Below are 26936 nucleotides of genomic sequence, written 5' to 3'. Positions count from 1 at the left end.
CGCTGCTGGTGCTGGCCGCACCAGCCGGCCGGCTGGGGGCTGATCGCGCTGGGGCTGCCGCTCGCGGGCGCGCTGGCCCTGGCGGGCGACACGCTGGGCGCGGCCTTCTGGCCCACCCTGCGCGGCCGGGCGCGTCTGCTGGCCGCCCGGACCCCCCCCTGGATGTGGGGGCTGGCCCTGTACGTCGCCCTGAAAATTCCGGTGCCGCTGTGGCCGCAGGGCTTTCCGGTGCTGGGGCTGGCAAGCACGGCGGCGCTGTTCGTCTCGGCGCTGGCGTACGCGGCCGAGCGGGTGGGCTGGGGGCGCGCGGCGGGACTGGCCGCCCTCGCCTTCGGGGCAGGGTGGGGGGCCGAGCTGCTGGGAAGCCACACGGGCTTTCCCTTCGGGGTCTACAGCTATGCGGGCGCGCCGGGGCCACTCGTGCTGGGCGTACCCCTGATCGTGCCGCTGGGCTGGTTCGCCCTGACGCTGGCGGCGACCCGGCTCGCGGGCGGCCGGCCGGTGCTGGCCGGGGGGCTGCTGGCTTTGTGGGACGTGGGCCTCGAACCCCTGATGACCGCCCAGGGCTTCTGGCGCTGGAGTGATCCGCATCCGCTGTGGGCCGGAGCCCCCCTCCAGAACTTTCTGGGATGGTGGGCGGTGGGTGGGCTGATCGCCTGGGCCCTGACGCGCCTGGGGTCGGCCCTGTTCACCCGCCGCCCCCAGGACCGCGAGGGGGATTTCGCGCTCGCGTATCCCATCGAGACCTTTTTCCTGCCGGGGGGACTCGTCCTGGTGGGCCGGTATGTCGAGGCGGCCGTGACCCTGCTGGCGATGGGGCTGGGCCTGGGTCTGGCCCGCCTGGTGCGCCGTGAGTGAGCGCCGCGCGGGCGTCCGGCCCGGTCCGGCCTGGCCCGGGTCGGATTGGGACTGGGCCGAGGCCGCCGTGCGCCGCAGCATCCGCGCCAGCGTTCGCCGCGAGCTGGCGGGCGTGTACCTGCGTGGGCCGCTGCCGCCGGGCGGCGCGGTGGTGGCCCCCACCCACGGGTCGTGGTGGGACGGTTACCTCCTGCGCGAACTCGCCTGGACGGTCGGCCACCCCGCCCGCGTGATGATGCTGCCGGGCCAGCTCGTCCGCTTTCCCTTTCTGCGGCGGGTGGGGGCCATCGGCGCGGGCGACCTGCGCGCGGCGGTGCGTGCGGCGCGCGCAGGCGAGTGGATGGTCATCTTTCCCGAGGGGCGAGTCTCGGCGCAGCTCGCGGCGCTGCGGCCCGGCGCGGCCTGGGTCGCGGGGGTGGCGGGCGTGCCGCTCGTGCCGGTGGCCCTGCGGGTCGTCATGCGCGGCGCGCAGCATCCCGAGGCCTTCTTGCGCTTCGGGCCGCCCACGACCGGCGAGGCCCTGCGCCCGGCGCTAGGGGCGCTGCTCGCGGCCCTCGACGCCGACCTGCGCGCCGCCGACCCCGAAGCTCCGCCGGACGGCTACCTGCGCGTGGTGCGCGGGCAGGGCAGCACCCACGACCGGGTGGGCGTGGCCGCGCGGCTGCTGACCCTGCTCACGGAGCGCCGGTGAGGCCCGGCTGGAGGACGCTGTACGGTGCGTTCGTCTTTCCCTTCGTGGCCTACAAGGCCGCCACGCTGCTGCACAACGCCCTGGCCTTTCCCCGGCTGCGGCCCGCGCCCACGCCGCCCGGCGCGCGGGTGTCGCTGCTGATCCCCGCACGTGACGAGGCGCACAACCTCGCCCGCCACCTGCCCGGCGTACTCGCCCAGGGCGCGGAGGTGCTCGTGCTGGACGACCAGTCCTCGGACGACACCGCCGCCGTGGCCGCCCGGCTGGGCGCGCGGGTGCTGCGGGGCGCGCCCCTGCCCCCCGGCTGGACCGGCAAGGCCTGGGCCTGCCAGCAGCTCGCGGGGGCGGCGGCGGGCGAGGTGCTGGTCTTTACCGACGCCGACGTGATGTGGGGGCCCGGCGCGCTGGGCGGGCTGCTACGCGAGCTGGAGACCTCGGAGGCCGACCTCCTGAGCGTGTGGCCGCGCCAGGACAACCGCACCCCCGGCGAGCGCCTGCTGACCCCGCTCGTCGAGCAGACGCTGCTGCTGGGGCTGCCCTTCGCCTTTCTGCGGCTGCCCTCGGCGCGGGCGAGCGCGGCCAACGGGCAGGTCATGGCCTTCCGGCGCGCGGCCTACGGCGCGCTCGGCGGGCACGCGGCGGTGCGCGGCGAACTGCTCGAAGACGTGCGGCTGGCCTACGAACTGCGGGCCTCGGGTGGGCGGCTGTCGCTGGCGCTGGGGCAGGGGGGCCTGGGCGTGCGGATGTACCGCTCGTACCCGGCGTCGGTGCGCGGCCTGGGCAAGAGCCTGCTGGGGGTCCACGGCGGCGTGCGGGCGCTGCTGCCCCTCACCTTTGCGCTGCAACTCGCGGCCTACACGCTGCCCTGGCTGCTGCCGGTGCCGGGCGCGCGCTGGCTGCGGCTGGCGAGCGTGCTGGAGCGTCCCCTCGTCAACCTGCTCTCGGGCCGCCGCCGCGCCGCCGATCTGGCCGAGGGGGCGCTGGGGCCGGTCACGCCGCTGCTCATGCTGCCGGTCTACGCGCGGGCGCTGCGGCGCCGGGCGGTCTGGAAGGGGCGGGAGTACCGGCAGTAGGAGGGGAGGGGGAAAAGCACAGAGGCTCTGGACAAGGGGCGCACATAGACCACCCGGCAACCTCCACTACCTCGTCCCCACCTTCTTCCACTCACCACTTCCCACCCCCCACTCCCTCTAACTCTCCCAGCCCTGCTCGACCTTCATCGCCCGCCCTCCGGCCTCTTCCGGCGTGCGGTCCTCGGCGATGTCGGTGAGGTCCATCGCGCGCAGTTCGGGGGCGAGCCAGGCGGTCACGGCGACCACGGCCAGGGTCAGGAGGCCGCCGGCCCACACGCTGCGGGCGGTGCCCAGGGCGCTGGCGGCCACGCCGCTCTCGAAGGCCCCGAGTTCGTTGCTCGCGCCGATGAACATGCTGCTCACCGAGCTGACGCGCCCGCGCATGTGGTCCGGGGCCTTGAGGCGCAGGGTCGCCTTGCGGATCACCATGCTGATGCCGTCGAACAGCCCCGCGAAGACCAGCGCGAGCACACTCAGGGCGAAGTTGCGCGACAGCCCGAACACCACCATGCACACGCCGAAGCCCGCGACGGCCAAGAGCAGGATGCGCCCCGCGCCCCGGCCCGGCGGGCGGCGGGTGGCGTACAGCATGACCGCCAGCGCCCCGATGCTGGGGGCCGCGACCAGGATGCCCAGCCCCTGCGGCCCCACCTTCAGGATGTCCGACGAGAAGACCGGCAGCAGCGCCACCGCGCCCCCGAACAGCACGCTGAACAGGTCCAGCGCCATGCTGCCCACCAGCACCTGCCGCTGCACCACGAAGGCCAGCCCCTCCTTCACGCTCTGCCAGATCGGCTCGCCGGGCGTGAAGGCGGGCCGGGGCTTGGGCTTCACGTAGGCGAGGCAGCCCAGCGCCAGCGCGTACAGCACGGCCGCGAAGGCGTAGGCCCCCCGCGCCCCCACCGCCGCGTACAGCACGCCGCCCAGCGCCGGACCGATGATCGCGGCGGCCTGCCAGGCGCTCGACTGCCACGCCGAGGCCCGCAGCAGCAGGGCGCGCGGCACGACCTGCGCCTCGAAGGCGGGCAGCGCGGGGTCCGAAAAGCCCCGCGCCATCCCCAGCGTGAAGATCAGGGCCAGGATGGGCACGTAGCCCGACACCGGGGCGTGCGGCGCGTACAGGAAGAACAGCGCGGCGCACAGCACTTCCAGCGTGGTGGTGATCAGCAGGATGCGGCGGCGGTCGTTGCGGTCGGCCACCACGCCGCCCAGCAGCGCGAGGCTCAGGGCCGGAATCGCCTCGACCAGCCCCAGCAGCCCCAGCGTCAGCGGGTTTTTCGTGAGCTGGTAGAGTTGGTAGGCCACCGTCAGCGCGACCGCGCGCCCGGCCAGGGTGCTGCACACGGTCGCCAGGAGCATCGCCCGGAACTCGGGCAACCTCAGGACGGCGCGGCTGGAATCGGCAGGGGGCGCAGCAGTCACCGGGCGAGTGTAGGCCCGCGCCGCGCCGGGGGGCGGGCGTGTCCCCTCCGCCGGGACAGCCCCCATTGTCTTCAGTCCGGCTCAACGCCCGGTCAGCCTCGGCTCAGGTCCCGGAGAGAGGCTGAGCGCATGAAACGAGCCTTCTTTGCTCCGTTGATAGGTCTGGCCCTGGTGGGCGCGGCCAGCGCCGCCGGGTACCAGGACAGCAGCTACGTAAACCTGGGTGGCGGCAACTGGAAGCCCGCCGCCGCGTGGTGCGACACGCCGGGCCGGGTGCTGGCGGTCACGGCCCCTACAGGCCAGGGCGGCGCCCAGTCCACCACCCTGGTGCAGTGGACGGGCAGCCGTTACACCACCCAGGCCTGGCAGTACGGCCCCAGCGAGGGCGCGGCGGGCAGCAGCTACGTCGCCCTGACCCCGGCGGGCCGGACGGTCGGCGGCGCCCCGGACTTCTATGTGCGCCTCAGCAATGTCGAGAACGTGCAGGACCCCGCTTACCGCATGACGCATGTCTCCGAGTTCAAGGTGCCGGCCGGGACCTTCCGCTGCCGCTACGTGCCGCAGGCCGCCGTGCTTGCCGCCACCGCCAAGCACTCGGTCGTGGTCTGGGAGCAGGGGGGCAAGGTCACGTATGCCAGCCAGAACCGCGACGGCACGGCGGGCGTGCAGCTCACGGGCGGTACGCACACCCAGAGGGCCGGGGGTGACCAGTACCAGTGGCAGAAAAACGGCTATACCTACACGCTGCGGCTGGGCGGCGTGACCACGCCGGGCGGCACCCTGAGCGTCACGCGCGCCGGGCGGGCCCTGAGCAGCGAGTCGCTGGTGGCCTACACCGTCAGTACGCCGAAGTAAGGAGGCAGTCCAGCAGGGCCGGAGGGGACGCGGGCAGGCGGCTCCGGCCCTGGGCTATCTTCAGGCCGTGAATCGGGGAAGGACGCCGCAGCATGTCGCGGTCATCGGGTCGGGCTTCGCGGGGTTGGCGGCGGCGCTGCGGCTGGCCCAGGCCGGGGCCAGGGTCACGGTGCTGGACGCGCTGGACGGCCCCGGCGGCAAGGCCGCGCTCGGGGCCTTCGACTTTTCCAGTGGCCCCACGGTAGTCACCATGCCCCAGGTCTTCCGGGGGCTGCACGCGCGGCTGGGGCTGCCGCTGCCCGCCCTGAGCCCGGCGCGGCCCACCACGACCTACCACGGGCGCGGCCAGCCCTTCGCGCCCGAGGCGCTGCACGTGGCGGGCAGTCTGGAGCCGACGCTCGCGCAACTGTCGGCGGCCGAGGGACGGCGCTACGCGGCGCTGCTGGCCGCCTCGCGCCGCATNTACCNGGACGCCGCGCCCACCTTCCTGTTCGGGCCGCCGCCCACGCTGCCCCGGCTGGCCCGCTACGCCCTGACGCGGGGCCGCCGGGCCGCGCCCTTCTCGACGCTGGCCCGCTTCGTGCGCTCGGGGCCGCGTCTCACGCCGTTCTGGCTGCGCTTCGCGACCTACCTGGGGGCCGACCCCTACCGCGCGCCGGCCGTGCTGCACAACATCGCCTGGGTCGAACTGGGCTACGGCGTGTGGCACCTGCCGGGCGGCCTGCTGGCCCTGGCCGGGCGCCTGCACGCCCAGGCCGAGGCGCTGGGCGTGCGCTTCGAGTACGGCACGCGCGTCACGCACCTCAGCACGCATGGGGGCCGGGTGCTGGGGGCGCACACCGACCGGGGGGCCTTCGCCGCCGACGCCTGGGTCAGCGCCGCCGACCGCGCCCTGACAGCCGGGTGGCTGGGCCTGGACGAGAAGCCCACCCCGCGCGGCGTGAGCGGCTTCGCCCTGCAACTGCGGCTGCGGGAGGACCGGGGGCAGGCCCACCACATCTTCTGGCCCGCCGACTACGCCCGCGAGTGGCGCGACATCCGGCGCGGGCGGCTGCCCCAGGACCCGACGCTGTACCTGCACCTGAACGGCCGGGAGGCCTTTTTGCTCGTCAACGCGCCGCCCCGGCCCGACGTGGCCCCGGACGCCCGCGAGTACGGCGTGTGGCTGCTCGAGCGGCTCCAGAAGGTCTTCGCGCTGGAGGTCGAGGACTGGCACGCCCTGTCGCCCGCCGACTACGCCCGCACGGCGCGGGGCGGGGCGCTGTACGGCCGCGCGCCGCATGGCCTGAGCGGCAGCCTGCGCCCCGGCTGGACGCTGCCGCAGGCGCGCAACCTGGTGCAGGTGGGCGGCACGGTGCACCCGGGCGGCGGCGTGCCGCTGTCGGTGCTCTCGGGCTGGAACGGAGCTGGCACACTGCTGGGCCTGCCCTACGACGACCTGGACGGCCGTCAGGTGCCGGGCAGGGGAGAGGTATGGCCGGACCTGAGCTGATGGGCCGGTTCCCGGCGGGTCTGGCCCTGGACACCCTGCCCGAGCCGCCCACCAAGCCCGGCAACGGCCACCTCCAGGACTGGGCGCTGCGGCCCCTGCCCCTGATCGAGGAGGGGGCCACGCGGGCGCGGGCCGCCGGGCGCGGGCTGTTCCGGCTGCGGCTGGGGCTGCCGGCGGTGGTGGGCTTCTCGCCGGCCTGGAACCGCGCGCTGCTGAGCGACCTGCCGACCTTCCGCAGCGCGGGCAGCTTCTCGCGGGTGGTGCCCTACCTGTCGGGCGGCGTGATCCTGGCCGACGCGCCGGGGCACGCGGGGCGGCGGCGCATGGTGAACCCCGGCTTCGGGCGCGCGCACATGGTGGCCTTGCAGGCGCGCACCCGCGCCGCCCTGCCGCCCCTGCCCCCCGGCGAGTTCGACGCCCTGGCCTGGGCCGACGAGGCGGTGCTGCGGCTGCTGAACGCGGCGTACTTCAGCGGCGAGTTCGACCACGCGCTGCTGCACGCCTTTCTGGCGCCGCTGCGCCGGCCCTTTCCGGTGCCTGCGCTGCCGCGCCCGCCGCTGTTCTGGGCGGTGGACCGCGAGCTGCGCCGCCTGTCGCACGCGCGCCTGCGGGCCGGGGGCGGCGACGACCTGCTGGCGCTGCTGGCCCCGCTGCCCGGCGGGCTGGAGGAGGCGCGCGTGTCGCTGGCCGCCGCCCACGACACGACCACGCACGCGCTCGCCTACGCCGTGTGGCACCTTGCCCAGCACCCGCAGTGGCACGCGCCGGAGCACCACCCGGCCGTGCTGAAGGAGACGCTGCGCCTGCATCCCCCCGGCTGGATGGGCAGCCGCCGCCTGGGCCGCGACCTCGTGTGGGAGGGGGTGCGGCTGCCGCGCGGGGCACTGGCGCTGTACTCGCCCTACCTCTCGGGCCGCGACCCGGCGCTGTGGGACGCGCCTGAGCAGTTTCACCCCGAGCGCTGGGCGCACAAGCCGCCCGCCTGGGCCTACCTGCCCTTCGGCGGGGGCGAGCGGCTGTGCCTGGGCATGCACCTCGCGCAGATGCTCATTCTGGACGCGCTGGCGGCCCTGCCCCCCCTGCGCGCGGTGCGCGGCGACGATACGCCTGTGCCCGGCATCACCCTCGGCCCGCGCGGCCCGCTGGTCGTATGCAGGGCGGATGGGGCGTAGGCGCGGCGGCAAGGCGTGCCACACGGCCTTTTTCCGGCCCGCCGGATGGAATTGACAGGGCCTGCATACGGCGCTATATTTCTCCTATCACCGTCCGAGAGGGCGGCTTTTTTATTGGTCGCCCGCGCCGATCACCGCCTGTACCCGCCCGACCTCGCCGGTCGTGAGGCGCACCTTGATGCCGTGCGGGTGCGAGGGCGACCGGGTGAGCAGCGCCGAGACGACGCCGCGCGTGAGGCGACCAGTGGGTTGGTCCTGCTTCTGCACGATGTCTACCGTGAGGCCCGGCTGGATGTGGGAGCGGAGGGGAGGCATGGGGCGAGGATAGCCGCTGGCCCTACCCGGCCAGGATGGTCCCGGCGACCTCGGCCAGCGGGCCGGACACGTCGGCCGGGGCGAGGGAGTTCTGGGCCTGCCCCGGCCGGGTGACGAAGGCGGTCCGCAGGCCCGCCGCCCGCGCCCCCGTGATGTCCCAGCCGTGGGCGGCGACCAGCCAGCTGTCGGCCGCGTCGGCCCCCGCCGCTTGGAGGCCGTGCAGGTAGGCGGCGCGCCCCGGCTTGAGGGTCTGGACCGTGTCGGCCGACAGGACGCCCGTAAACAGGTCGCCCAGGCCCGCGTGCTCCAGCTGTGCCTGCACGACCGGCAGGGGGTTGTTGGTCAGGGCGTAGAGGGCCGCGCCGCCGCCCCGCAGGCGTTCCAGCGCCGCGTGGGTGTCGGGGTGCGGCGGGAGCTGGCGCATAGTGGCGCGCACCTGATTGGGCAGGTCGGCGGGGACGGGCTGGCCCAGCTTTTGCCCCAGCGCGTGCAGGGCGGCCTCGCCCAGCACTGAGAAGTCGCGGTAGTCGCCGGTCACAGTGTGGGTCAGGGCCAGTTGCAGCAGTTCGGCAAACCACTTGGGGCGGGTCTGGGCGTCTCCGAAGGCGGCGGTAAAGTGCGGGTCGAGTGCCGAGAGGTCGAGTAGCGTCTCGTTCACGTCGAGGAAGACGGTGGTGGGCATGGCCGAGGCTAACAGGCCGGGCCGCCTGTTCCCCTAAAGGCAATGCCAGCCTAGGGGCAGGGCTGCGTGGCCTGGGCTGCCAGAGTGCATAGGCTGGCCGCTGCGAGGGTTGGAAATAGCTGGCTGGGCGCGGCTTTTCGGGTTCCGGTGGCTGGAGTTGACCGTGCCTGTATAGCGCGCTATATTTTTCTTATAACCGCCCGAGAGGGCGGATTTTTTATTCCCTCTCGGGGATAACTGTCACCTGCGCCTGCCTGACCCTGATTGAGGTGAGGCGCACTCCGATGGGACACAAGCGAAACAAAGCCACTGCGATCCGTAAATTAGTCATTGATATTATAATGCTTCTAAACAATGGTTATTGTGTTAATCGGCTATGTATGTCGAGGAATATCATTATTTTCTACTCCTGATACTCCCCTCGTCTTCCAAGCTCTTAATAGATATAAGGTGTAAATTGTTACTGTCCCACTGCCCCGCCATATAGCTCTGAACAACGCTAACTTCTGCGGCATTAGCGGTAAATGCCAGTAGGGAGTCTACCAATTTCGCAACATCAAACTTTACATTCACCGTATTGGTCAACCACCCCTCCGGTCGGATGGTCAAGTCAACCATGTGTATTTCTCCCAATTTTTGCTTTTTTGACGGCTTTCTTATTTTATCTATGTTTCCTCTAAATTTAACGACCCTAGAATCCTTTTCTTGCAGATTTATGATCTGCAATCTCTCTGAAGCGGCTATACGACTTCTATATGTGAGTTCAAACGGTCTCACTCCGGAGATTATGGAATCTTCTTTGGGTCTTAAATTCAACTGATTAAAATCATCGCGTTCGTGGGGCGACATTTCCTCAATAGCTCGCAAGATATTTTTCAGCCGCAGATCAGTTAGATGTGGTTTCTCCCCTCCCGAAACTAACCACTCTGAAACAACCTTGATATCTTTAAGAGCCTCATACACTCCAAGGTCCTTATCTCCAATCAATGTATCTGTACTTCTGGACGAAATACCATAAACTATACTACCTGCTTTGAGATATGGAACCGATATATCGTCTAACTCCTGTTCATCCTCGAGCAAAAGTCTAAAACCTACCAGTATTCTTTCTGAAGATTGATTTATTGCCTTAAGTGACCATCGGCTCGGAGCTGTTTTGCGACCAGAGAATCTAAACTCGAAATCCGATTCTCCTACTTCGGTAATATCTTTCCAAGATATAGAATCGCTCGGAAAATCAATATGAATTCGACTAAAATAATCATTTAATAAAGCGGATGTTATGTTACCTATAGTTATAGAGCCTTGTAAGATATAAGCAGGAACATTATTAATCTCTATAATCCTATTATTATAGTTATAATTGTGGTTAATTAGTACCTTTTCGATCTCATTATTCTGTTTAAAAGCTATATTTTTAAATTTCTCAATTTCATCACTTGAGAGTCTTTCTCCAATATCTGGAAGATCATCAGGTATAATATCTCCCTTTCTAATTATGCTTATTTGGCAAGATTTATTATTCCAATTTTGGCTAACGTAAAACGCATTACCATACGTTTTGTCAAGAAAAGCGGTGTGAAAGTCTATAGCGCCTGAGCGTAACTTTGATAAGGTATCTGGCGAGATGGGGCTGTATATCCACCTCTCATCTCCGTCCTCGGGTTCATCATACCAAGTCGCAAGATATAAAATTCCTTCCGCGTCCAAAGCGGAAAATAGTATTGGCTTATCAAAGAATTCGTATACATCTAAAATTTCTAAATTGCTAAGTAAGCCGCCATGATCATTGATTTGCAGTGCCTTCATACCGAAACACCTTGCAGACCAGAAATAGTCGTCAAACGATCAACTTCTGCGTAAGGCCACCATGACCAATGATTCTCGCTGCCCGTTTTCTTGATTACGCCATGTTGGGGATTTAGACTTACGGTTGCTATTCTTTCTCTGGCAAGTTTAGCCTTTATTCCTTTAGATCGAGCAACTAATCTGTCTCGAACAATTTCATATGAATCAAATAAAGAAATCGCGCAATATATACATTCGTTATCACCAGCGAATGGAACATTCTTTTCGTGGTGGGACTGCATATCACGTTGCTGTGGTATAGCCTTCACCATACGATAAAATGTGCCATTCGCAGGCGTTATGTCCAATGGTGGACACGCATCAGGGAAAAAGTTTGGGAAACCCACCATGGGCTATCAGATTAGCCCCTTCAAACTTCCAGCGCCAGCTTATCTACATCATTCAATAGCGGTGTTCCGGCGGGGTATTCGCCGTTGAAACATGCCAGGCACAGGCCGGGGCCGCTGACGGCTTCCCGAATCCCCTGCTCGCTGATGAAGCTCAGGGTGTCGGCCCCGATCAGGTCGCGGATTTCCTCGATGCTGTGCGTGCTGGCGACCAGTTCCTTGCGGGCAGCGGTGTCGATGCCGTAAAAGCACGGGTGCTTGATGGGCGGGCTGCTCACCCGGAAGTGGACTTCCGTGGCCCCCGCCTCGCGCAGCAGGTTCACGATCTGGCGGCTGGTGGTGCCGCGCACGATGCTGTCGTCCACCAGCACGACCCGCTTGCCGCGCACGGCACTCGTGGGCGAGAGCTTCATCTTGACCTTCAGCTCGCGCGCCTCCTGCGTGGGGGCGATGAAGGTGCGGCCCGCGTAGGGATTCTTGTACAGGCCGTAGTCGAAGGGAATACCGCTCTCGCGGGCGTACCCGATGGCCGCCCCGATGCCCGAATCCGGCACCGGGACCACGATGTCGGCCTCGACCGGCCGCTCGCGCGCCAGCTGCTCGCCCATGCGGATGCGGCTGGCGTGGGCGTCCACACCGTCCAGCGTGCTGTCGGAGCGCGCGAAGTAGATCCACTCGAACGAGCAGGGGGTGGGCACCTTGGCGTCCACCATCAGCGAGTGCAGGCCGTCGCGGTCCACCCACACCAGTTCGCCGGGCAGCACGTCGCGCAGCAGGCGCGCCCCCACCGCATACAGGGCGCAGGGTTCCGAGGCGATCACGTAGGCGCCCGGCTGCCCGTTCTCGGCGTCGCGCTGCCCGATCACCAGCGGGCGCACGCCGTTGGGGTCGCGGAAGCCCAGCAGTTGCGTGCGGCTCATCAAGACGCAGGCGAACCCGCCCTTGAGGCGCTTCATCGCCGCCGCCGTCGCCTCGATCAGGTCGAGGTCGGCCTCGCGGGCGATCAGGTTGAGCATGACCTCGCTGTCGTTGGTCGTCTGGAACAGCGCGCCCTGCATGAGCATATCGTTGCGGACCTCGCGGGCGTTCACGAAGTTGCCGTTGTGCGCCAGCCCCAGAATGCCCTTGTTGGTGCGGGTGGTCAGCGGCTGGGCGTTGAAGCGCAGGTTGCTGCCGGTCGTGCTGTAGCGCACGTGCCCGATGCTCACGCGGGCGTTGGCGAGGCGCACGCTGTCGAGGCGCCGCTCGTCGAACACCTGCGTCACCAGCCCCAGGTCCTTCTCGACATGGAACTTCTCGCCGTCGCTGACGCACATGCCCGCCGCTTCCTGGCCCCGGTGTTGCAGCGCGAACATACCCAGGTAGGTCATCCACGCCAGGTCGCACGGCGAGGCCGAGTACATCCCGAAGACTCCGCACTCGTCCTGCGGCTTGTCGGTCACCTCGTCGAAGATCATCCCAGGATCTCCGTCAGCGGCGACTCGAAGGCGGCCTTCAGCGTCTCAAGGTTCACGCTCAAGTGTACGTTGTGCGCCGGCAGGGCAATGGTCACGCCCTCCAATTCGTCGCGGCTGTCACCCAGCAGCGCGAACGGCACGTTCAGCTCGCCCAGCCTGGTCTCGGCCTCGCCCTCGCGGCCCACGGGCACGGCCACGACCACGCGGCTGTGCGCCTCACCGAACAGCAGGGCGTCGGCACGCACGTCGGCCGGGGCGTCCAGCGACACCTTCAGGCCGCGCCCGCCCGCAATCGCCATCTCGGCCAGGGCCACGGCCAGGCCACCCTCGGCGCAGTCGTGGGCCGTGGTGGTCAGGCCCGAACGGATCAGGGCCAGCGTGCCGTCGATCACGCGCTGCTCCAGCCCCAGGTCCAGGGCCGGCACGCGCCCGGCTTCCAGGCCGTGCACCGTTTCGAGGTACTGCGACGCCCCGACCGAGTCGGCATGAGCACCCAGCAGGTACAGCGTGTGCGCGCCGGGCTTCAGGTCCATCGTCGCGCGCACGGTCACGTCGGGCAGCACGCCCACCATGCCGATGGTCGGGGTGGGGTGGATGGCGACGGTGCGGCCTTCCTCGACGTACTGGTTGTAGAGGCTGACGTTGCCGCCCGTGACCGGCGTGTTCAGGGCGCGGCAGGCGTCCGCGATGCCCTGCACGGCCTGCTGGAGCTGGAAGTACACCTCGGGGCGGTGCGGGTTGCCGAAATTCAGGTTGTCGGTGATCGCCAGCGGCGTCGCGCCCACGCAGGCGAGGTTGCGCGCGGCCTCGGCCACGGCGGCGGCGGCCCCGGTATAGGGGTCGAGCTGCACGAAACGCGGGTTGCAGTCGCTCGTCGCGGCCACGCCCATGCCGCTGCCCTTCACGCGCAGCACGGCGGCGTCGGCGGCCCCCGGCACCACGACCGTGTTCGTCATGACCTGATGGTCGAAGCGCTGGAAGATGGCCCGCTTGCTGGCAATCGTGGGGTGCGCCAGCAGGTCGGTCAGGACCGCGCCCAGGTCGCCGGGCAGCGCCACGCCGCTCAGGTCGCGTTCCCGCGCCGCTGCGATCTCGGGCGACTCGACGCCCTCGCGGGTGTACTTGGGGGCCTCGTTCAGCAGGGCCACCGGCAGGTCGCACACCACCTCGCCGTTCCAGGTCAGGCGGTAGTTGTTGTGGGCTTCCACTTCGCCGATGGTCACCACGTCCAGCTCCCACTTGGCGAGCAGGTCGTGGAGTTCCTGCTCGCGGCCCGGCACCGGCACCAGGATCATGCGCTCCTGCGACTCGCTCAGGCACAGTTCCATGGGCACCATGCCCGACTCGCGGGTGGGCACCTTGTTCAGGTCCATGGTGATGCCCAGTTCGGCGCGGTAGGCCATTTCACAGGTGCTGGACACCAGTCCGGCCGCGCCCATGTCCTGCACGCCCGCCACCACGCCCGCCTGGATGGCCTCCAGCGTGGCTTCCAGCAGCAGCTTTTCCATGAAGGGGTCGCCCACCTGCACGGCGGGGCGGTCGGCCTGCGAGGCGTCGCTGAGGTCGGCCGAGGCGAATACCGCCCCGCCCAGGCCGTCGCGCCCGGTCTTGGAACCGACGTACACGATCTGGTTGCCCACCTCGCCCATCGTTCCCTTGGCGAGGTCCTCGTGGCGCAGCAGGCCCAGGGCCATCACGTTGACCAGCGGGTTTTCCTGGTAGCTGGGGTGGAAGGTCACCTCGCCGCCCACCGTGGGCACGCCGATGGCGTTGCCGTAGTGCGCGATGCCCTCGACCACGCCGTTGAGCAGAAAGCGGGTGCGCGGGCTGTCGGGGTTGCCGAAGCGCAGGGAGTCGAGCACCGCGAAGGGCCGCGCCCCCATGGCGAAGATGTCGCGCAGGATGCCGCCCACGCCGGTCGCCGCGCCCTGCACGGGTTCGACCGCGCTGGGGTGGTTGTGCGACTCCATCTTGAAGGCCACGCCCCAGCCGTCCCCGATGTCCACCACGCCCGCGTTCTCGCCGGGGCCTTGCAGCACCTGCGGCCCGGTGGTCGGAAAGGCCGAGAACAGGGGGCGGCTGTTCTTGTACCCGCAGTGCTCGGACCACATCGCGCCGACGATGGCGGCTTCCAGGGCGTTGGGTTCGCGCCCGATGCGGCTCACCAGCAGGTCGTATTCCTCGGCACTCAGGCCGAAGGTGGCGGCGCGGTCACGCAGGGAGGGAAGGGACTGGGTCATAGAAAAAACCTCATTGCCCAATACAGGGCGAGCGTGCTCACGGCGATGACCGCAAGCTGAAGGACAAGTTCGGGAAGGCGCGTGCTGACATTCGACATACACCGGTCGTATTCGCGGTCGGCAAGAAGCTCTGTGTATGGATTGGTGACGCCGTCAAGCCAGTTCTTATTTTCTGAGCTGGAGCTGGCGCCTTCGCTCTGAACATAATTTCTTCTTACCTGCTGGCAGTGTGTACGGGCATCTGCGTAATCTCCTGGCCCAGCAGTCAAAACCAATGGTGGATGAATGAAAGTGACATACAAGGCGGCCAATACACCCAACAGAGCGATGACAGGACGCACTCGCCTGGGCCGGATCATGTCGAAAGCGCTGGATTTGGGACAGGTGTAAGCCGAGGGAACTGCACAGTATGTTGGAGTAAGTCACGACTCGTTATCTGCGGCAGCTCGTTTCCCATCTTCAGCGGCTCTTCTTGCCGAGCTGCACTTGCCCTCTGTGGTAGGCGACGTGCCGCAGCTGCATGCCCAGGGCGGTCAGGCGCGGGCGGGTGCCGCTGGCCGTGGCCGCGCTGAAGACCTCGCCGTCCAGCGCCGCCTCATCCTTGCCGGTCAGGAAGTCGCCCACCTGCGTGCCGATCTGGCCCAGCCGGGCCATGATCTCCGCGCGGGGGGCCGTGTCATCCAGGGGGGCGGGCTGCGTGGCGAGGGCGCGCACCCGCTCCGAGTCCTCCCAGCCGAGGTAGTGGTAGTTGGGCGTGCGGTCGTCCACGACCATCAGGCGCAGCCAGTCGGCGACGTGCAGGGCGTGCCACGCGGGACTGTGGCTCAGGGGCGCGGCGTAGAACTGCTCGTCGGGCACGCTGTCCAGCGCGGCGCGGAACAGCTCCAGTTCGCTGCGGTACTCGCCGGCCAGGTAGTCCCCGAGGATCATGCGCCCTTCCGGCCGGCCCGCAGCGACTCGAACAGCCCCCGGCCGTCCTCGCTGCCCAGCAGCAGTTCGACTGCGCGCTCGGGGTGGGGCATCATGCCCAGCACGTTGCCGCCCTCGTTCACGATGCCCGCGATGTCGTTCAGGCTGCCGTTGGGGTTGTCCACGTACCGGAAGACCACGCGGCCTTCGGTTTCCAGGCGGGCGACCGTCTCGGCGTCGGCGTAGTAGTTGCCTTCGCCGTGCGCCACCGGAATCTCCAGCACCTGATCTTTGGCATAGGCGGCCGTGTAGGCGGTCTGGTGGTTCTCGACGCGCAGTTTCACGGGCTTGCACAGAAAGTGCAGTTCGCGGTTGCGCGACAGGGCGCCGGGCAGCAGCCCCGCCTCGGTCAGCACCTGAAAGCCGTTGCACACGCCCAGCACGTAGCCTCCGGCCTCGGCGTGGGCCTTGACGGCGTTCATGACCGGGCTGCGGGCGGCGATGGCCCCCGAACGCAGGTGGTCGCCGTAGGAAAAGCCGCCGGGCAGGAACACCAGTTCGGTGCCCTCGGGCAACTGGGTTTCGGTGTGCCACACGAACTGCGCGCCTTCGTCCAGCATCAGCTTCGCGGCGTGCAGGGCGTCGGCGTCGCAGTTGGAGCCCGGAAACTGGATGACGGCGGTTTTCACGCCTCGTTCAGCTCCCAGCGGGCGTCTTCCATGATGGGGTTGCTCAGCACGTTCTCGGTGATGTCCCGCAGCTGCGCCTCGACCTCGGCCTTTTCCCCGTTCAGGTTCAGTTCGATGTACTTGCCGATGCGTACGCCCGACACGTTGTCGTGCTCCAGGTGCGAGAGGGCGCGCTCGACGGTGCGTCCCTGGGGGTCGAGGATGCTGGGCTTGAGGGTGACGTAAACCTTAGCAGTGTAGTGGGGCATGGCAGGACTCCGGAGGGTGGGGTGGGGCGGGCGGCTCAGCGCTGGGCGGGGCCGGTCACGCGGCGCAGCATCTCGGCGTAGGCGTCTTCTACGCCGCCCAGATCGCGGCGGAAGCGGTCCTTGTCCATCTTCTCGTTCGTCTCGGCGTCCCAGAAGCGGCAGGTGTCGGGGCTGATCTCGTCGGCCAGGACCACGGTCCCGTCGGCCAGCGTGCCGAACTCCAGCTTGAAGTCGATCAGGCGCACGCCGCGCGCCTCGAAATACGGCACCAGGAAGGCGCGCACCTTCAGGGCCAGCTCGCGCAGGCGGCGCAGCTGCGGCTCGGTGGCCCAGCCCAGCGCGATGGCCGTGTCGTCGTTGATGAGCGGATCGCCCAGCGCGTCGGACTTGTAGCAGTACTCGACGACGGGGTGGGTCAGCAGCGTGCCTTCCTCGACGCCCAGGCGCTTGGAAAAGCTTCCGGCGGCGACGTTACGCACCACGACCTCGACCGGAATGATGCTCACGGCCTTGACCAGCTGCTCGCGCTCGGACAGCTGCCCGATAAAGTGCGTCGGAATGCCCGCCGCCTCGAGCTGCGGGTACAGATGCGCCGTAATGGCGTTGTTGGTCGCGCCCTTGCCCGCCCACTCGCCGCGCTTCTGGGCGTTGAAGGCCGTGGCCTCGTCCTTGTACTCCACCACATACTCGGCCGGGTTCGCGGTCGCGTACACGCGCTTGGCCTTGCCCTCGTACAGCTGCTTGCCTCTGGTCATACCGCCGCCTCCCTAAGTAGGAAAAGCGCCCCCCGCAAGTGCTCGGGGCGACGCTCCGCTGCCTTCGTCTTCTGCATTCAGGGGCTCCAATGTCGTCTCTCGGACGAACTTACCGGCTCCGTCTCGAGGCCGGGGCGTCTCGCGGGACGCGACTGGAAAAGAAAAAGTGCAGCTCCAGCGCTGGGCCTGGCTGCCTGCGGGTAACTTAACATTTCCTGAATCCGGGCGTACAGGGACGTTCAACTCACTCGGACGGTCCCCGGCGCGCCGACACGAAACGCCCCCGCCCGGTCAGGTCGTCGCGGACCTCGGCCGCCCAGCCCCCGGCACGCAGCTCGGCCGCCAGGGTCGGGGCGTTGCGGGGGTCGAGTTCCAGCAGCAGCGTGCCGCCGGGGGCCAGCGCCGGGCCGGCCTCCCGCACCAGCGGCCGGGCCACGTCCAGGCCGTCGGGCCCCGCGTACAGCGCCAGGTCGGGGTCATGGCGCACTTCGGGGTCGGCGCTCTGGCGGTCGCCCTCGGGCAGGTAGGGCGGGTTGCTCACGATCAGGTCGAAGGGGCCGCGCAGGCCCGCGCACAGATCGCCCGCCACGAAGGTCACGTCCAGGCCGTTCAGGGCTGCGTTCTCGCGTGCCAGGGCCAGGGCGTCCGGGCTCAGGTCGGTGGCCCACAGCGCCGCGTCCGGCCGGGCCGCCTTCAGGCCCAGCGCGAGGGCGCCCGTACCGGTCCCGATGTCCAGCACGCGCGGGGCGGGTACGCCGCGCAGGTTCTCCAGCGCGAGGTGCAGCAGCCACTCGGTCTCGGGCCGGGGCACGAGCGCCCGGGCGTCGCTGCCCAGGCGCACGCCGCCCCACTCGACCTCGCCCAGCAGGTGTTGCAGCGGCACGCGCGCCGCGCGCTGCCCGGTCAGGGCCGTGACCCGCGCGGCGTCCCCGGAGGCGACCTCCTCGTGGCCCCGCAGCAGCAACGCCGTGCGTCCCAGGCCCAGGGCATGCAGGAGCAGCGCGCGGGCGTCCGTCTCGGGGGAGGGAACGCCCGCCGCACGCAGGGCCTCGGTGCTGCTCAGGAGAAGTTGACGGAGGGTCGGCATGGGAGAGAGGTGGGCCGCGCGGGCAGGACCTGGAGCGTCCCCCGCCGCGCGGTCGGCTCAGCCGTGGCGGGGCCGGATGACCAGGCGACGCGCGCTGCCCTCGCCCACCGACTCGCTGATCACGTCGGGGTGTTCCTTGAGGGTGATGTGGATGATGCGGCGCTCGGCGGCGGGCATGGGCTGAAGCTCGTGGGGCTCGCCGCTCTTGGCGACCTGCACGGCCAGACGCTCGGCCAGCTTGCTCAGGGTATCGGACTGGCGTTTGCGGTAGCCGCCCACGTCCACCCGCACGCGCAGGTCGCCCCGGCCGGCCTGCTTGGTCAGCACCGTATAGGCGATGACCTCGATGGCCCCCAGCACCCGGCCGTCGCGCCCGGCGAGTTTGGCGGCGTTCTCGCCGGTGATCTCGGCCTCCAGGGCGTCCCCGGTCTCGGTGATGCTGACCTGGAGGCTGGGGTCCATCCGGGCGATCAGGCCGCGCAGGAACCGTTCGAGCACCGCGCGCGGGTCCTCGTGGGCGGCGTCCAGCGCGGGGCCGGCGAGGGCCGGCTCGGGCGTGTGGGGCAGCGGCGCGCTCTCGTCGGCGTCACTGATCCCCAACCCCGCGAGATAGTCGTCGAGGTTCGTGCGGTTGTCCATAGCCGCCACTGTAGCGCGGCGGCGCTCACAAAAAGCTGGCGGATGCGGCGGCGTTCACTGCCCCCGCAACTCACCCCCGCCGCGCGCCGCCTGCGCGAAGGCCCGGGCGCTGCGTTCGAGCATCTCGTACATGTCCTCGAAACCGCGCGTCCCGCCGTAGTAGGGGTCGGGCACGTCCTCGCCCCGGCCCTGGGGGTCGAAGTCGCGCATGAGGAGCACGCGGGCCTCGGCGCCGTGCGGGGCCAGCCGCCGGGCATCCCCGGCGTTGCCCGCGTCCATCGCCAGGATCACGTCCTGCTCGAAAAAGTCGGCGGCCCCGAGTTGCCGCGCCCGGCCCCCCAGGTCCAGGCCGTGCGCCGCCGCGACCGCCTGTGAGCGTGGATCGGCGGGCCGCCCCACGTGCCAGTCCCCGGTGCCGGCACTGACTACCGTGGCCTCCACGCCCGCCGCCGCGAGTTCCCGGCGCAGCAGCGCCTCCGCGACCGGCGAGCGGCAGATGTTGCCCAGACACAGCGCCATGACCCGCAGGGGCCGCGCGCCCGACTCGGAAGAAACGTCGTTCATGCCCGAATTGTGCCGCACCCGGGCCGAAAGGACACGGGCCAAAAAAGAAGCCGCCGGAAAGGGCGGCCTCGGAACATGGGTGCGGCTTACTTCTCGACGAGGTACGCCTTCTCGATCACGTCGGGCGTGCCGCCCATGCCCGGCTGGATACGGGTGATGCGGTCGAGCACGTCCAGGCCCTCGACGACCTTGCCGAAGACCGTGTGGCGGCCGTCGAGGTGCGGGGTCGCCACGAAGGTGATGAAGAACTGCGAGCCGTTGGTGTTGGGGCCACGGTTCGCCATGCTCAGCACGCCCTTGCCGGTGTGGCGCTGGTCGTTGGGCTCGTCCTCGAAGTCGTAGCCGGGGCCGCCCGCGCCGGTGCCGCTGGGGTCGCCCGTCTGGGCCATGAAGCCGTCGATGACGCGGTGGAACTTGATGCCGTCGTAGTAGTGGTGGCGCAGCAGGTACGCGAACGAGTTCACCGTGACGGGGGCGTCGTCGGGGTACAGCTCGACCACGATGCGGCCCTTGCTCGTCTCCAGCACGGCCCGGTACTGCTTGCCGGGCTCAATGCCCTCGCCCAGTTCGGGGGCCTGGGTGAACTTGGTCTGGCGCTCGGCCTTCAGCTCGGGCGTGGCCTGGAAGCCCTCGCCGGTATAGGTGTCCGCATTCGTCATGGGGGGCATTGTACCCGCTGCGCTCTCATCTGGGCCCGGCGGGGGCCGCGCACCCTCAAGGTTGCCTCAAGGTCCGGGGCGGTCAGCGGGGCGCGCCCGGGCGGATGCTGGGCCGCATGGATTACCGTCAACTGGGACGCTCGGGCCTGCAGGTGTCGCTGGTCGGGCTGGGCTGCAACAACTTCGGGGGCCGGCTGGACGAGGCGGGCACGAAGGCGGTCGTGGCCCGCGCGCTGGACGCCGGCATCACGCTGTTCGACACGGCCGACATCTACGGCGGCGAGCCGGGCCGCTCCGAGACGCTGCTGGGCCGCGCGCTGGGGGCCGAGCGCGACCGTGTCGTCCTGGCGACCAAATTCGGGCTGCCGATGAACCAGGAGGGCACCGCCAGGGGGGCGTCGCGCCGGTACATCGAGCGGGCGGTCGAGGCGAGCCTGAAGCGCCTGGGCACCGATCACATCGACCTCTACCAGCTCCACACCCCCGATCCCCTGACCCCGCTGGAAGAAACCCTGAGCGCGCTGCAGAGCCTGATCGCGCGCGGGCTGGTGCGCTACGTGGGCTGCTCGAACCTGCCGGCGTGGCAGGTCGTGGACGCCGACTGGATCGCGAGTGCGGCCCACCAGCCCGGCTTCGTGTCGTGTCAGGACGAGTACAGCCTGCTCGTGCGCGGCGCCGAGAAGGAACTGCTGCCCGCCATGCGCGCGCACGGCCTGGGGCTGCTGCCGTACTTTCCGCTGGCGAGCGGCCTGCTGACCGGCAAGTACCGCCCGGATCAGGCCGCCCCCGAGGGCACGCGCTTCGCGTCGGCCAAGGGCCTGAGCGACCGCTACATGACCGACACGAACTGGAAGATCGTCGAGGGCCTGCGCCAGTTCGCCGAGGCGCGGGGCCACACGCTGCTGGAACTGGCCTTCAGCTGGCTGGCCGCCCAGGAGCCGGTGTCGAGCGTGATCGCGGGGGCGACGAAGCCCGAGCAGATCGACCAGAACGTGGCGGCGGTGGGCTGGACGCTGAGTGCGGAGGACGTGGCGGAGGTGGACCGGCTGACGAAGAAGGACTGAGCTGCGAGGAGGGGGAAGCTAGGCGCTGCGCTCGGCAAGCGTCGTTCCGAATGGTGGTGGGGTTGCTCTGGCTTGAGGCGTGGCGGCTCAGGTTGGGGCCAGCCTCAGCCCATTTGGAATGGTCCGTGCGCTCCATGCAGGACGGCCTGTGAGGGGACTCAGGTAGCGAGTCGGGAGGGGTTGAGATCGCCTGACTTCGGCGGTGGGGGAGAGGTCCGGGCGCACGACCTCAGCTCCTCCCCCAAGCCCCTCAGACCACCCATTCTCCGTTCCGCATGAGGGGTTCGCGCGCGCCGTCCTTGGTTATGCCGTCCACGTCTGTGCCGGGGGTGCCGATCATCCAGTCCACGTGGATCAGGCTGTCATTGCCGCCGGCGGCGTGTAGCACCGCTTCGTCGCTGCCGCCCTGCACGTTGGTCGGGTAGCAGCGGCCCAGGGCGATGTGCGAGGCGGCGTTCTCGTCGAACAGCGTGTTCAGGAACAGCGTGCCCGTGCGCGCCACCGGGGCCGAGGCGGGCACGAGGGCGATCTCGCCGAGGTGCGCGGCGCCCTCGTCGGTCCCGACCAGCTGTTTCAGGGTTTCCTCGCCGCGCTCGGCCGTCACCTCCACGGCCCGGCCGCCCTCGAAGCGCACGCGGATGCCCTCGATGAGCTGGCCGCGCGCGCTCAGGGGTTTGCTGGCGGCGGCCCAGCCGTCCACGCGCTCCCGGTGCGGGGCGGTGAAGACCTCGTCGGTGGGCAGGTTGGGCACGGCGCGGATGCCGTTTTTGGCCGTCTCCGCGCCGCCCTGCCAGATGTGGTTCTCGGCCAGGCCCACCGTCAGGTCGGTGCCCAGTTCGGACTTCAGGTGGACGGCGGCGTACTGCTTCTCGGTCAGCAGGCGGGTCAGGCGCTCCAGGCCCGCCAGATGCGCGTCCCAGGCGGCGACGGGATCGGGCTGGTCGGCGCGGGTCACGGCGAAGATGTCGTCCCACAACCGGGCCACGCCTTCCTGCTCTTCCAGGTCCGGGTACACGCGGGCGGCCCAGGCCAGGGTGCTCATGGCCGCCACGCACCAGTTCACCGCGAAGCCGCTCACCGCCGCCGCCACCTCCCGCCCGGCCTGCGCCAGCAGCTTGCTGCGCGTGGCGATGCGCGCCGGGTCCACGCCCGCGAAGAGCGCCGGGTCGTCCCCCACGACGCGCAGGCGGGCGTAGCCGTCGCCCAGCATCTTCTGGGCTTCCAGGGTGGCCCATTCCGGCACGTAGGCCACCGCGTCGTCGCCGCCGTCCTCGTACAGCGCCAGGTCCAGGTGGTCGTCCACGTACCGCACGCGCACGTCGAGCGCCCCGGCGCGGTAGGCGGCGCGGGCGATCAGGCGGGCCAGGGGAGCGGCCTCCAGCGGCGCGGCGACGAACAGTTTGCCCCCCCGGGGCAGGTTGACCCCGGTGCGCACGAGCAGTTCGGCGTAGCGCGCCAGCCGGGTCTGGAAATCGGAGGTGGTCATGGGCGCCACTCTAGGACGGCATGTGCCTGCCCGTGGGGCGGGTGTCCGGCATCGCGGGGCGTGCGCCAGTCTTTTTCTACCAGCCCTCGATCTGGCGTCCGGCCTCGAAGGCGGCGATTCCCACCGCCACGCTGAGGTTCAGGCTGCGGCCGTGCCCGGGCTGCGGCAACTTCACGCGCGGCAGGGCGTCGCGCAGCCAGGCGGGCAGCCCGCGCGATTCGGGGCCGAACAGCAGGTAGTCGCCCCGCCGGAAGCCCGCGCGGGTGTGCAGGCCCGTCGCGTGGGTCGAGAAGGCGAAGACGCGCGCCCCCGGCCCCAGGGTGTCCTGAAAGGCCGTCCAGCTCGCGTGTTCGTGCAGCGTCACGCCTTCCAGGTAGTCCATGACCGCCCGCCGGAACTCGCGGTCGTGCAGGTGGAAGCCGAAGGGCCGGACGAGGTGCAGCTCGGCCCCCAGCACGGCGCAGGTGCGCGCCACGTTGCCGACGTTGCCCGCCTTCTCCGGCTCGAACAGGACGACGTGCAGCAGGGGCGCGGCGGCCGGGGTGATCTCAGACATCCGCGTCTCCCGGCTCCAGCCGGCCCAGCAGCACCGTGACCCGCGTCTGCACGTGGTCGGGGGCCAGCCCCTCGGAGGTCTTGAAGCTCACGCCGACCTCGCCCCCGGGCAGGGCCAGCAGCGCCGCGAGCGACCGGGCGATCTCGGCGCGCAGCGGCCCCAGTTTGGGGCGGTCCAGGGTCACGACCAGCGCCACGTTCAGGGGCGCGTAGCCGCGTTCTTGCACCAGCCCCAGCGCCCGCTCCAGGATCACGCGCGAATCCATGCCGCGCCACTCGGCGGCCGTGTCGGGAAAATACTGCCCGATGTCGCCCAGCGCGAGGCCCGAGAGCAGGGCGTCGGCCACGGCGTGCAGCGCGGCGTCGCCGTCCGAATGCGCCACCGCGCCGCGCTCGGACGGCACCTGTACGCCGCCCAGGACCAGGGGTCGGCCGCCGTCTTCCGGCCGGGCCAGGCGGTGGGCGTCCTCGCCGTACCCGATCCGGTAGGCGAGCGGGGCGCGGTCGGGGCCGGGGAGGGAAGAAGAGGTCATGGGGGGCAGGATAGCGGGGCCCGCCCCCTGGTCCCTCAGCGCCCGAAGTCCGGCTGCGCCTCCAGCGCGCGCACGCCCGCCGCGATGATGTCGGTGCAGGCCTTCACGTCGCGCTCGTCCACCATCTCGCTGGGGCTGTGCATGTAGCGGTTGGGAATGCTGACCACGGCGGTCGGCACGCCCGAGCGCACCAGCGCCAGCGCGTCGGCGTCGGTGCCGCTGTAGCGCCCGGTGGCCGAGAGGGTGTAGGGAATGCCCTCGGCCTTTGCGGCGTCGGTCAGGCGGCGCAGCAGGGCGGGGCTCTGCATCGGCCCGACCGTCAGGTTCGCGCCCGAGCCGAAGGGGGCCACGCCGTACTTCTTCTCGCTCACGCCGGGCTGCCTGGTCTCGTGCGTCACGTCCACGGCGATGCCGGCGATGGGGTCCAGACGGTGCCCGCTGAGCTGCGCGCCGAACAGCCCGATCTCCTCCTGGGTGGTGCCCACGGCGACCACGCGGTGCTTGAGGTCGGTGTCCTTCAGCGCCCGCAGGGCTTCGAGCACGATGAACGCGCCCACGCGGTTGTCGAGCGCGCGGCTGACCACCTTGCCGCCCACCATGACCGGCCCCTGCTCGATGACGCCGTAGGTGCCGACCGGAATCTGCGCCTGGGCCTCTTCCTTGCTCAGGCCCACGTCGATCCACAGGTCCTCGAGCTTGCTGGCCTTGGTGCGCTCGTCGGCGTCCATGACATGAATCGCCTTCTTGCCGATCACGCCGATGAGGTCGCCGCCGGGCGCGAGCAGCCGGATGCGCTGGCCCACGAGCACCTGCGGGTCCCAGCCGCCCACCGGCAGCACGCTCAGGAAGCCCTCGTCGCCGACGTAGGAGACGATCAGGCCGATCTCGTCGAGGTGGCCCATCAGGGCGACGGCGGGCGCGTCCTCGGGGCCGAGTTCGGCGTACACGTTGCCGTAGTGGTCCTCGCTCACGCGGGCGAAGGTCGCGGCCTCCTTTTTCCACACGTCGGCGGCGCGGCGCTCGGCCCCGCTGGGGGCGGCCTGCGAGAGCAGCGCGAAAAGAAACTCGCGGTTGATGTATTCACTGCTTTGGCTCATGGGCCGGAGTCTACCGCCCGCCTACACTGGGGCCATGACCTTTACGCCTGCTCCCGGTCCCCAGACCGACGTCCCCGAGATCGACGTGCAGGTGGAGGTGCGCCATCTGCCCGAGCACAGCGCGGCGCAGCGTCAGGTGTTCGGCTACGTCATCACCATCCACAACCGCAGCGGCGACACCTGGCAGCTCGTCGCGCGCCACTGGGACATCCAGGACGCGCGCGGCCGCGTGATCACGGTGGACGGCGAGGGCGTGGTCGGCGAGCAGCCCATCCTCGCGCCCGGCGCGCGTTACACCTACGATTCCTTCGTCACCCTCGACGCGGCCCCCGGCGTCATGGGGGGGCACTACGTCATGCGCGACGCCTGGGGCAAGGCGGCGCAGGTGCCTGTTCCTCCCTTCCGCCTCGATGCGGGGGGCGAACGGGTCCTGAACTGAGGCTCACGGCAGCCGCAGCACCCGCACGTCGCCGCTCGCCGCGCTCAGAAAATTCAGGCGCGTGCCGTCGGGGCTGACATTCCAGTCGCTCTGGCGCACCTGATCGCCGAGGTCGCCCAGGGTGGTCCAGGTGCCGCTCCCCACGCCGTACTGCCGCAGCACATGCGGCCCGCTCGTCCCGGTCACGTCCCCCAGCGGAATGAGCAGCAGCCTCTGCGCGTCGCGCCAGCGGTAGGAGCCGTACACGTTGAGCTCGCGCGCTGCGCCGCCCGCCGTGTCCTGAAGCCACAGGCCGTTGCGCGCCGCCGAGTCGAAGGCGACCGTGTAGACGACCCGCTGGCCGTCAGGGCTCAGGGCCACCGCGCGGAAGCCCAGGGCGGTGCGCAGCGTCTTTCTGGCGCCGGTCAGGACGTTCAGGGTGAACAGGTCGCGGTCGCGGTTGCCGGGGGCCGACTTGCCGCTCAGGAGCAGCGTGTCCTCGCCGATCCAGCCCGAGATGCCGCCGCCGTACAGGGTCGCCACGGCGCGCGGCGCCCCGAAGGCGTTCGCCACGTAGACCCGCGTGGCGCGGCGGTCGTAGTTGCCGGTGGTGTCGCTGCGCGTGTAGGCCAGCCGGGTCTCGCTGCGGGTCCAGGCCACGTCGCTCCCGTAGGTGGGCAGGGTGAAGCGCCGCCCGTCGGCCAGCCGCTCCAGCGTGGTCGCCTCGCCGCTGCCGGGCCGCACCGCCCACAGCAGCCGGGGCGAGAAGAAGGCCACCGAGGAAAAGCGCCGCGTGACCTCGCCGCCGCCGGCCGGCACCTCATAGATGCCGGTGCTGCCGCGCGCCGGGGGACCGTCCAGAAACAGCAGCGAACGCGAATCCGGCGTCCAGACGGTGCCGGGGCAGCACGTCCCGCTCAGGACCGCCTGCGAGGGCAGCGTGGCGGCGGGGGCCAGGGTGCCCAGCGAGAGCGCCGCCAGGGCCAGGGCGGCCAGGGAACGGGCGCGCTTCACCGCGCGCCTCCGGGGGCGGGGGGCCAGGGCCGCCGGAACTCGTTGAGCAGCGGCCCGCCGCGCAGCGCGCCCGGCTGGGTGTCGGGGGTCTGCCAGCGCCGGGGCTGGTCGAGGTCGTACTCGTAGCCGCGCCCGAAGCCCCCGGCCAGCGCCAGCGTGTCCCAGTCGGCGGCGATGTACGGCACCGGGTTGAAGAAGCGCTGGTGCGAGCGGTCGCGCAGTTCCAGGTGCAGGTGCGGCGCGCTGACGCAGGTGAACTGCGAGTCGCCGCTCTCCCCGATGACCTGCCCGCGCTTGACCTGCTGCCCGACCCGCACGGAGGAGCGCACGCGCAGGTGCCCGTACAGGCTGCTGAGGTTGCCCGCATGGTCGATCACGACGTTGTGCGGCGGGCTGCCGTGGGTGCCGTCCACCTCGGCCACCCGGCCGTCCCCGATGGCGCGCACCGGGGTGCCGCAGGGCGCCGAGAAGTCCAGTCCCGCGTGGATGCCCTGGAGGTTGCCGTAGGTGCTGCGCCGCTGGCGGTAGGACCCCGTGGTGTTGCCGTAGCCCTGGCCCAGCAGCCAGGTGTCCGGCCCCGGCGCCCCCGCGAAAGGCAGGCCGAACTGCCGCGAGGGCGGGGCGATGGCCGACAGGGGCAGCGGCGCGGCGTAGTGGGCCAGCGCGCCGCCCAGCAGGAGGGCGCCCGCCAGGACCGCCCGCCCGCCGCGCCGCAAAAAGTTCAGCTTGGACATGGGGAATGCTCGCGTGCGCGCGCGGGCGGCACG

Annotated in this window: 30 protein-coding genes; 8 read left to right on the top strand and 22 right to left on the bottom strand. The window is 69.8% G+C overall.

The genetic code is table 11. The features are described 5' to 3' along the window. Positions 1–162 precede the first annotated feature (162 nt). From DGO_RS14615 to DGO_RS14605, 3 genes are read left to right on the top strand one after another with little or no spacing between them, the layout of a single operon-like run. Positions 163–858 carry a carotenoid biosynthesis protein gene (locus tag DGO_RS14615; RefSeq protein ID WP_014686283.1) on the top strand — a complete coding sequence of 232 codons (696 nt, stop codon included), beginning with the start codon at positions 163–165 and terminating at the stop codon, positions 856–858. Further along, positions 851–1549, top strand: coding sequence for a 1-acyl-sn-glycerol-3-phosphate acyltransferase (locus DGO_RS14610; protein WP_226991390.1), 699 nt, complete (start codon positions 851–853; stop codon positions 1547–1549). Before DGO_RS14615 ends, DGO_RS14610 begins: the two co-directional genes overlap by 8 nt. Beyond that, entirely contained in the window at positions 1546–2622 is a 1077-nt protein-coding gene (locus tag DGO_RS14605; RefSeq protein ID WP_226991389.1) for a glycosyltransferase family 2 protein, read from the top strand. Before DGO_RS14610 ends, DGO_RS14605 begins: the two co-directional genes overlap by 4 nt. Before the next feature lie 117 nt (positions 2623–2739). On the opposite strand, the gene DGO_RS14600 is transcribed toward DGO_RS14605, so the two are convergent. Continuing rightward, positions 2740–4044 (bottom strand): MFS transporter, encoded by a 1305-nt coding sequence (locus DGO_RS14600; protein WP_014686280.1) that lies wholly within the window; start codon positions 4042–4044, stop codon positions 2740–2742. 129 nt (positions 4045–4173) lie between these two features. Between DGO_RS14600 and DGO_RS14595 the strand changes: the two genes are divergently transcribed. From DGO_RS14595 to DGO_RS14585, 3 genes are all read left to right on the top strand, one after another. Further along, the gene (locus DGO_RS14595; protein WP_014686279.1) at positions 4174–4899 is read left to right on the top strand and encodes a hypothetical protein; all 726 of its coding nucleotides are present in this window, start codon (positions 4174–4176) and stop codon (positions 4897–4899) included. A gap of 67 nt (positions 4900–4966) precedes the next feature. After that, positions 4967–6391 (top strand): phytoene desaturase family protein, encoded by a 1425-nt coding sequence (locus DGO_RS14590; protein ID WP_043802674.1) that lies wholly within the window; start codon positions 4967–4969, stop codon positions 6389–6391. Then, positions 6373–7563 (top strand): cytochrome P450, encoded by a 1191-nt coding sequence (locus DGO_RS14585; protein ID WP_014686277.1) that lies wholly within the window; start codon positions 6373–6375, stop codon positions 7561–7563. Before DGO_RS14590 ends, DGO_RS14585 begins: the two co-directional genes overlap by 19 nt. A 111-nt stretch (positions 7564–7674) precedes the next feature. On the opposite strand, the gene DGO_RS14580 is transcribed toward DGO_RS14585, so the two are convergent. The 15 genes from DGO_RS14580 to DGO_RS14525 all read right to left on the bottom strand — a co-directional run bounded on the left by DGO_RS14580 (position 7675) and on the right by DGO_RS14525 (position 20002). Then, a complete protein-coding gene (locus tag DGO_RS14580) occupies positions 7675–7878 on the bottom strand; it encodes a YwbE family protein (RefSeq protein ID WP_014686276.1) in 204 nt (67 codons plus the stop codon). A gap of 22 nt (positions 7879–7900) precedes the next feature. Then, a complete protein-coding gene (locus DGO_RS14575; protein WP_014686275.1) occupies positions 7901–8560 on the bottom strand; it encodes a haloacid dehalogenase type II in 660 nt (219 codons plus the stop codon). A 396-nt stretch (positions 8561–8956) separates the two neighbouring features. Beyond that, complete coding sequence (locus DGO_RS23365) at positions 8957–10369, bottom strand: DUF6575 domain-containing protein (protein WP_014686274.1); 1413 nt, start codon at positions 10367–10369, stop codon at positions 8957–8959. Beyond that, positions 10366–10758 carry a hypothetical protein gene (locus DGO_RS23360; RefSeq protein WP_145975351.1) on the bottom strand — a complete coding sequence of 131 codons (393 nt, stop codon included), beginning with the start codon at positions 10756–10758 and terminating at the stop codon, positions 10366–10368. Before DGO_RS23360 ends, DGO_RS23365 begins: the two co-directional genes overlap by 4 nt. Before the next feature lie 20 nt (positions 10759–10778). Next, the gene (gene purF / locus DGO_RS14570; protein ID WP_014686272.1) at positions 10779–12212 is read right to left on the bottom strand and encodes an amidophosphoribosyltransferase; all 1434 of its coding nucleotides are present in this window, start codon (positions 12210–12212) and stop codon (positions 10779–10781) included. Beyond that, entirely contained in the window at positions 12209–14452 is a 2244-nt protein-coding gene (gene purL / locus DGO_RS14565; protein WP_043802667.1) for a phosphoribosylformylglycinamidine synthase subunit PurL, read from the bottom strand. Before purL ends, purF begins: the two co-directional genes overlap by 4 nt. Further along, positions 14449–14793: a hypothetical protein gene (locus DGO_RS23355; protein ID WP_145975350.1), complete on the bottom strand. Its 345-nt coding sequence runs from the start codon at positions 14791–14793 to the stop codon at positions 14449–14451. The genes purL and DGO_RS23355 overlap by 4 nt, the downstream gene beginning before the upstream one ends. Before the next feature lie 118 nt (positions 14794–14911). Continuing rightward, entirely contained in the window at positions 14912–15382 is a 471-nt protein-coding gene (locus tag DGO_RS14560) for a DinB family protein (RefSeq protein WP_083847311.1), read from the bottom strand. Beyond that, the gene (gene purQ, locus DGO_RS14555; RefSeq protein ID WP_014686269.1) at positions 15379–16050 is read right to left on the bottom strand and encodes a phosphoribosylformylglycinamidine synthase subunit PurQ; all 672 of its coding nucleotides are present in this window, start codon (positions 16048–16050) and stop codon (positions 15379–15381) included. Before purQ ends, DGO_RS14560 begins: the two co-directional genes overlap by 4 nt. After that, positions 16047–16298, bottom strand: coding sequence for a phosphoribosylformylglycinamidine synthase subunit PurS (gene purS, locus DGO_RS14550; RefSeq protein WP_014686268.1), 252 nt, complete (start codon positions 16296–16298; stop codon positions 16047–16049). Before purS ends, purQ begins: the two co-directional genes overlap by 4 nt. A gap of 35 nt (positions 16299–16333) precedes the next feature. Further along, positions 16334–17053, bottom strand: a complete 720-nt coding sequence (gene purC, locus DGO_RS14545) for a phosphoribosylaminoimidazolesuccinocarboxamide synthase (protein ID WP_014686267.1) — start codon at positions 17051–17053, stop codon at positions 16334–16336. Positions 17054–17297: 244 nt separating this feature from the next. Then, positions 17298–18140, bottom strand: coding sequence for a peptide chain release factor N(5)-glutamine methyltransferase (prmC, locus tag DGO_RS14540; protein WP_014686266.1), 843 nt, complete (start codon positions 18138–18140; stop codon positions 17298–17300). Between the two features lie 57 nt (positions 18141–18197). Then, entirely contained in the window at positions 18198–18779 is a 582-nt protein-coding gene (locus DGO_RS14535) for a Jag family protein (RefSeq protein ID WP_014686265.1), read from the bottom strand. Between the two features lie 54 nt (positions 18780–18833). After that, positions 18834–19343, bottom strand: a complete 510-nt coding sequence (locus tag DGO_RS14530; protein WP_050920920.1) for a low molecular weight protein-tyrosine-phosphatase — start codon at positions 19341–19343, stop codon at positions 18834–18836. Positions 19344–19429: 86 nt separating this feature from the next. Then, positions 19430–20002, bottom strand: coding sequence for a peptidylprolyl isomerase (locus tag DGO_RS14525; RefSeq protein ID WP_043802662.1), 573 nt, complete (start codon positions 20000–20002; stop codon positions 19430–19432). Between the two features lie 116 nt (positions 20003–20118). Between DGO_RS14525 and DGO_RS14520 the strand changes: the two genes are divergently transcribed. Beyond that, entirely contained in the window at positions 20119–21066 is a 948-nt protein-coding gene (locus DGO_RS14520) for an aldo/keto reductase (RefSeq protein WP_043803917.1), read from the top strand. A gap of 250 nt (positions 21067–21316) precedes the next feature. Here the strand turns inward: DGO_RS14520 and DGO_RS14515 are convergent, their stop codons facing one another. From DGO_RS14515 to DGO_RS14500, 4 genes are all read right to left on the bottom strand, one after another. After that, a complete protein-coding gene (locus tag DGO_RS14515; RefSeq protein ID WP_014686261.1) occupies positions 21317–22552 on the bottom strand; it encodes an aminopeptidase in 1236 nt (411 codons plus the stop codon). 76 nt (positions 22553–22628) lie between these two features. Continuing rightward, complete coding sequence (locus DGO_RS14510) at positions 22629–23108, bottom strand: tRNA (cytidine(34)-2'-O)-methyltransferase (protein ID WP_043802659.1); 480 nt, start codon at positions 23106–23108, stop codon at positions 22629–22631. Next, positions 23101–23640, bottom strand: a complete 540-nt coding sequence (gene ispF, locus DGO_RS14505; RefSeq protein ID WP_014686259.1) for a 2-C-methyl-D-erythritol 2,4-cyclodiphosphate synthase — start codon at positions 23638–23640, stop codon at positions 23101–23103. Before ispF ends, DGO_RS14510 begins: the two co-directional genes overlap by 8 nt. Before the next feature lie 35 nt (positions 23641–23675). Next, positions 23676–24737, bottom strand: coding sequence for a M42 family metallopeptidase (locus DGO_RS14500; protein WP_043802656.1), 1062 nt, complete (start codon positions 24735–24737; stop codon positions 23676–23678). A 34-nt stretch (positions 24738–24771) separates the two neighbouring features. Between DGO_RS14500 and apaG the strand changes: the two genes are divergently transcribed. Continuing rightward, a complete protein-coding gene (gene apaG, locus DGO_RS14495) occupies positions 24772–25176 on the top strand; it encodes a Co2+/Mg2+ efflux protein ApaG (RefSeq protein ID WP_050920834.1) in 405 nt (134 codons plus the stop codon). A 3-nt stretch (positions 25177–25179) separates the two neighbouring features. On the opposite strand, the gene DGO_RS14490 is transcribed toward apaG, so the two are convergent. Beyond that, positions 25180–26169, bottom strand: coding sequence for a hypothetical protein (locus DGO_RS14490; RefSeq protein WP_226991388.1), 990 nt, complete (start codon positions 26167–26169; stop codon positions 25180–25182). Beyond that, entirely contained in the window at positions 26166–26903 is a 738-nt protein-coding gene (locus tag DGO_RS14485; protein WP_043802653.1) for a M23 family metallopeptidase, read from the bottom strand. The genes DGO_RS14490 and DGO_RS14485 overlap by 4 nt, the downstream gene beginning before the upstream one ends. Positions 26904–26936: the final 33 nt, after the last annotated feature.

The sequence above is a fragment of the Deinococcus gobiensis I-0 genome (assembly GCF_000252445.1).
Classification (GTDB): Bacteria; Deinococcota; Deinococci; order Deinococcales; family Deinococcaceae; genus Deinococcus; species Deinococcus gobiensis.
The sequence above is the reverse complement of the archived record's forward strand: the minus strand, read 5'-3'. Positions and strand labels throughout refer to the sequence as shown.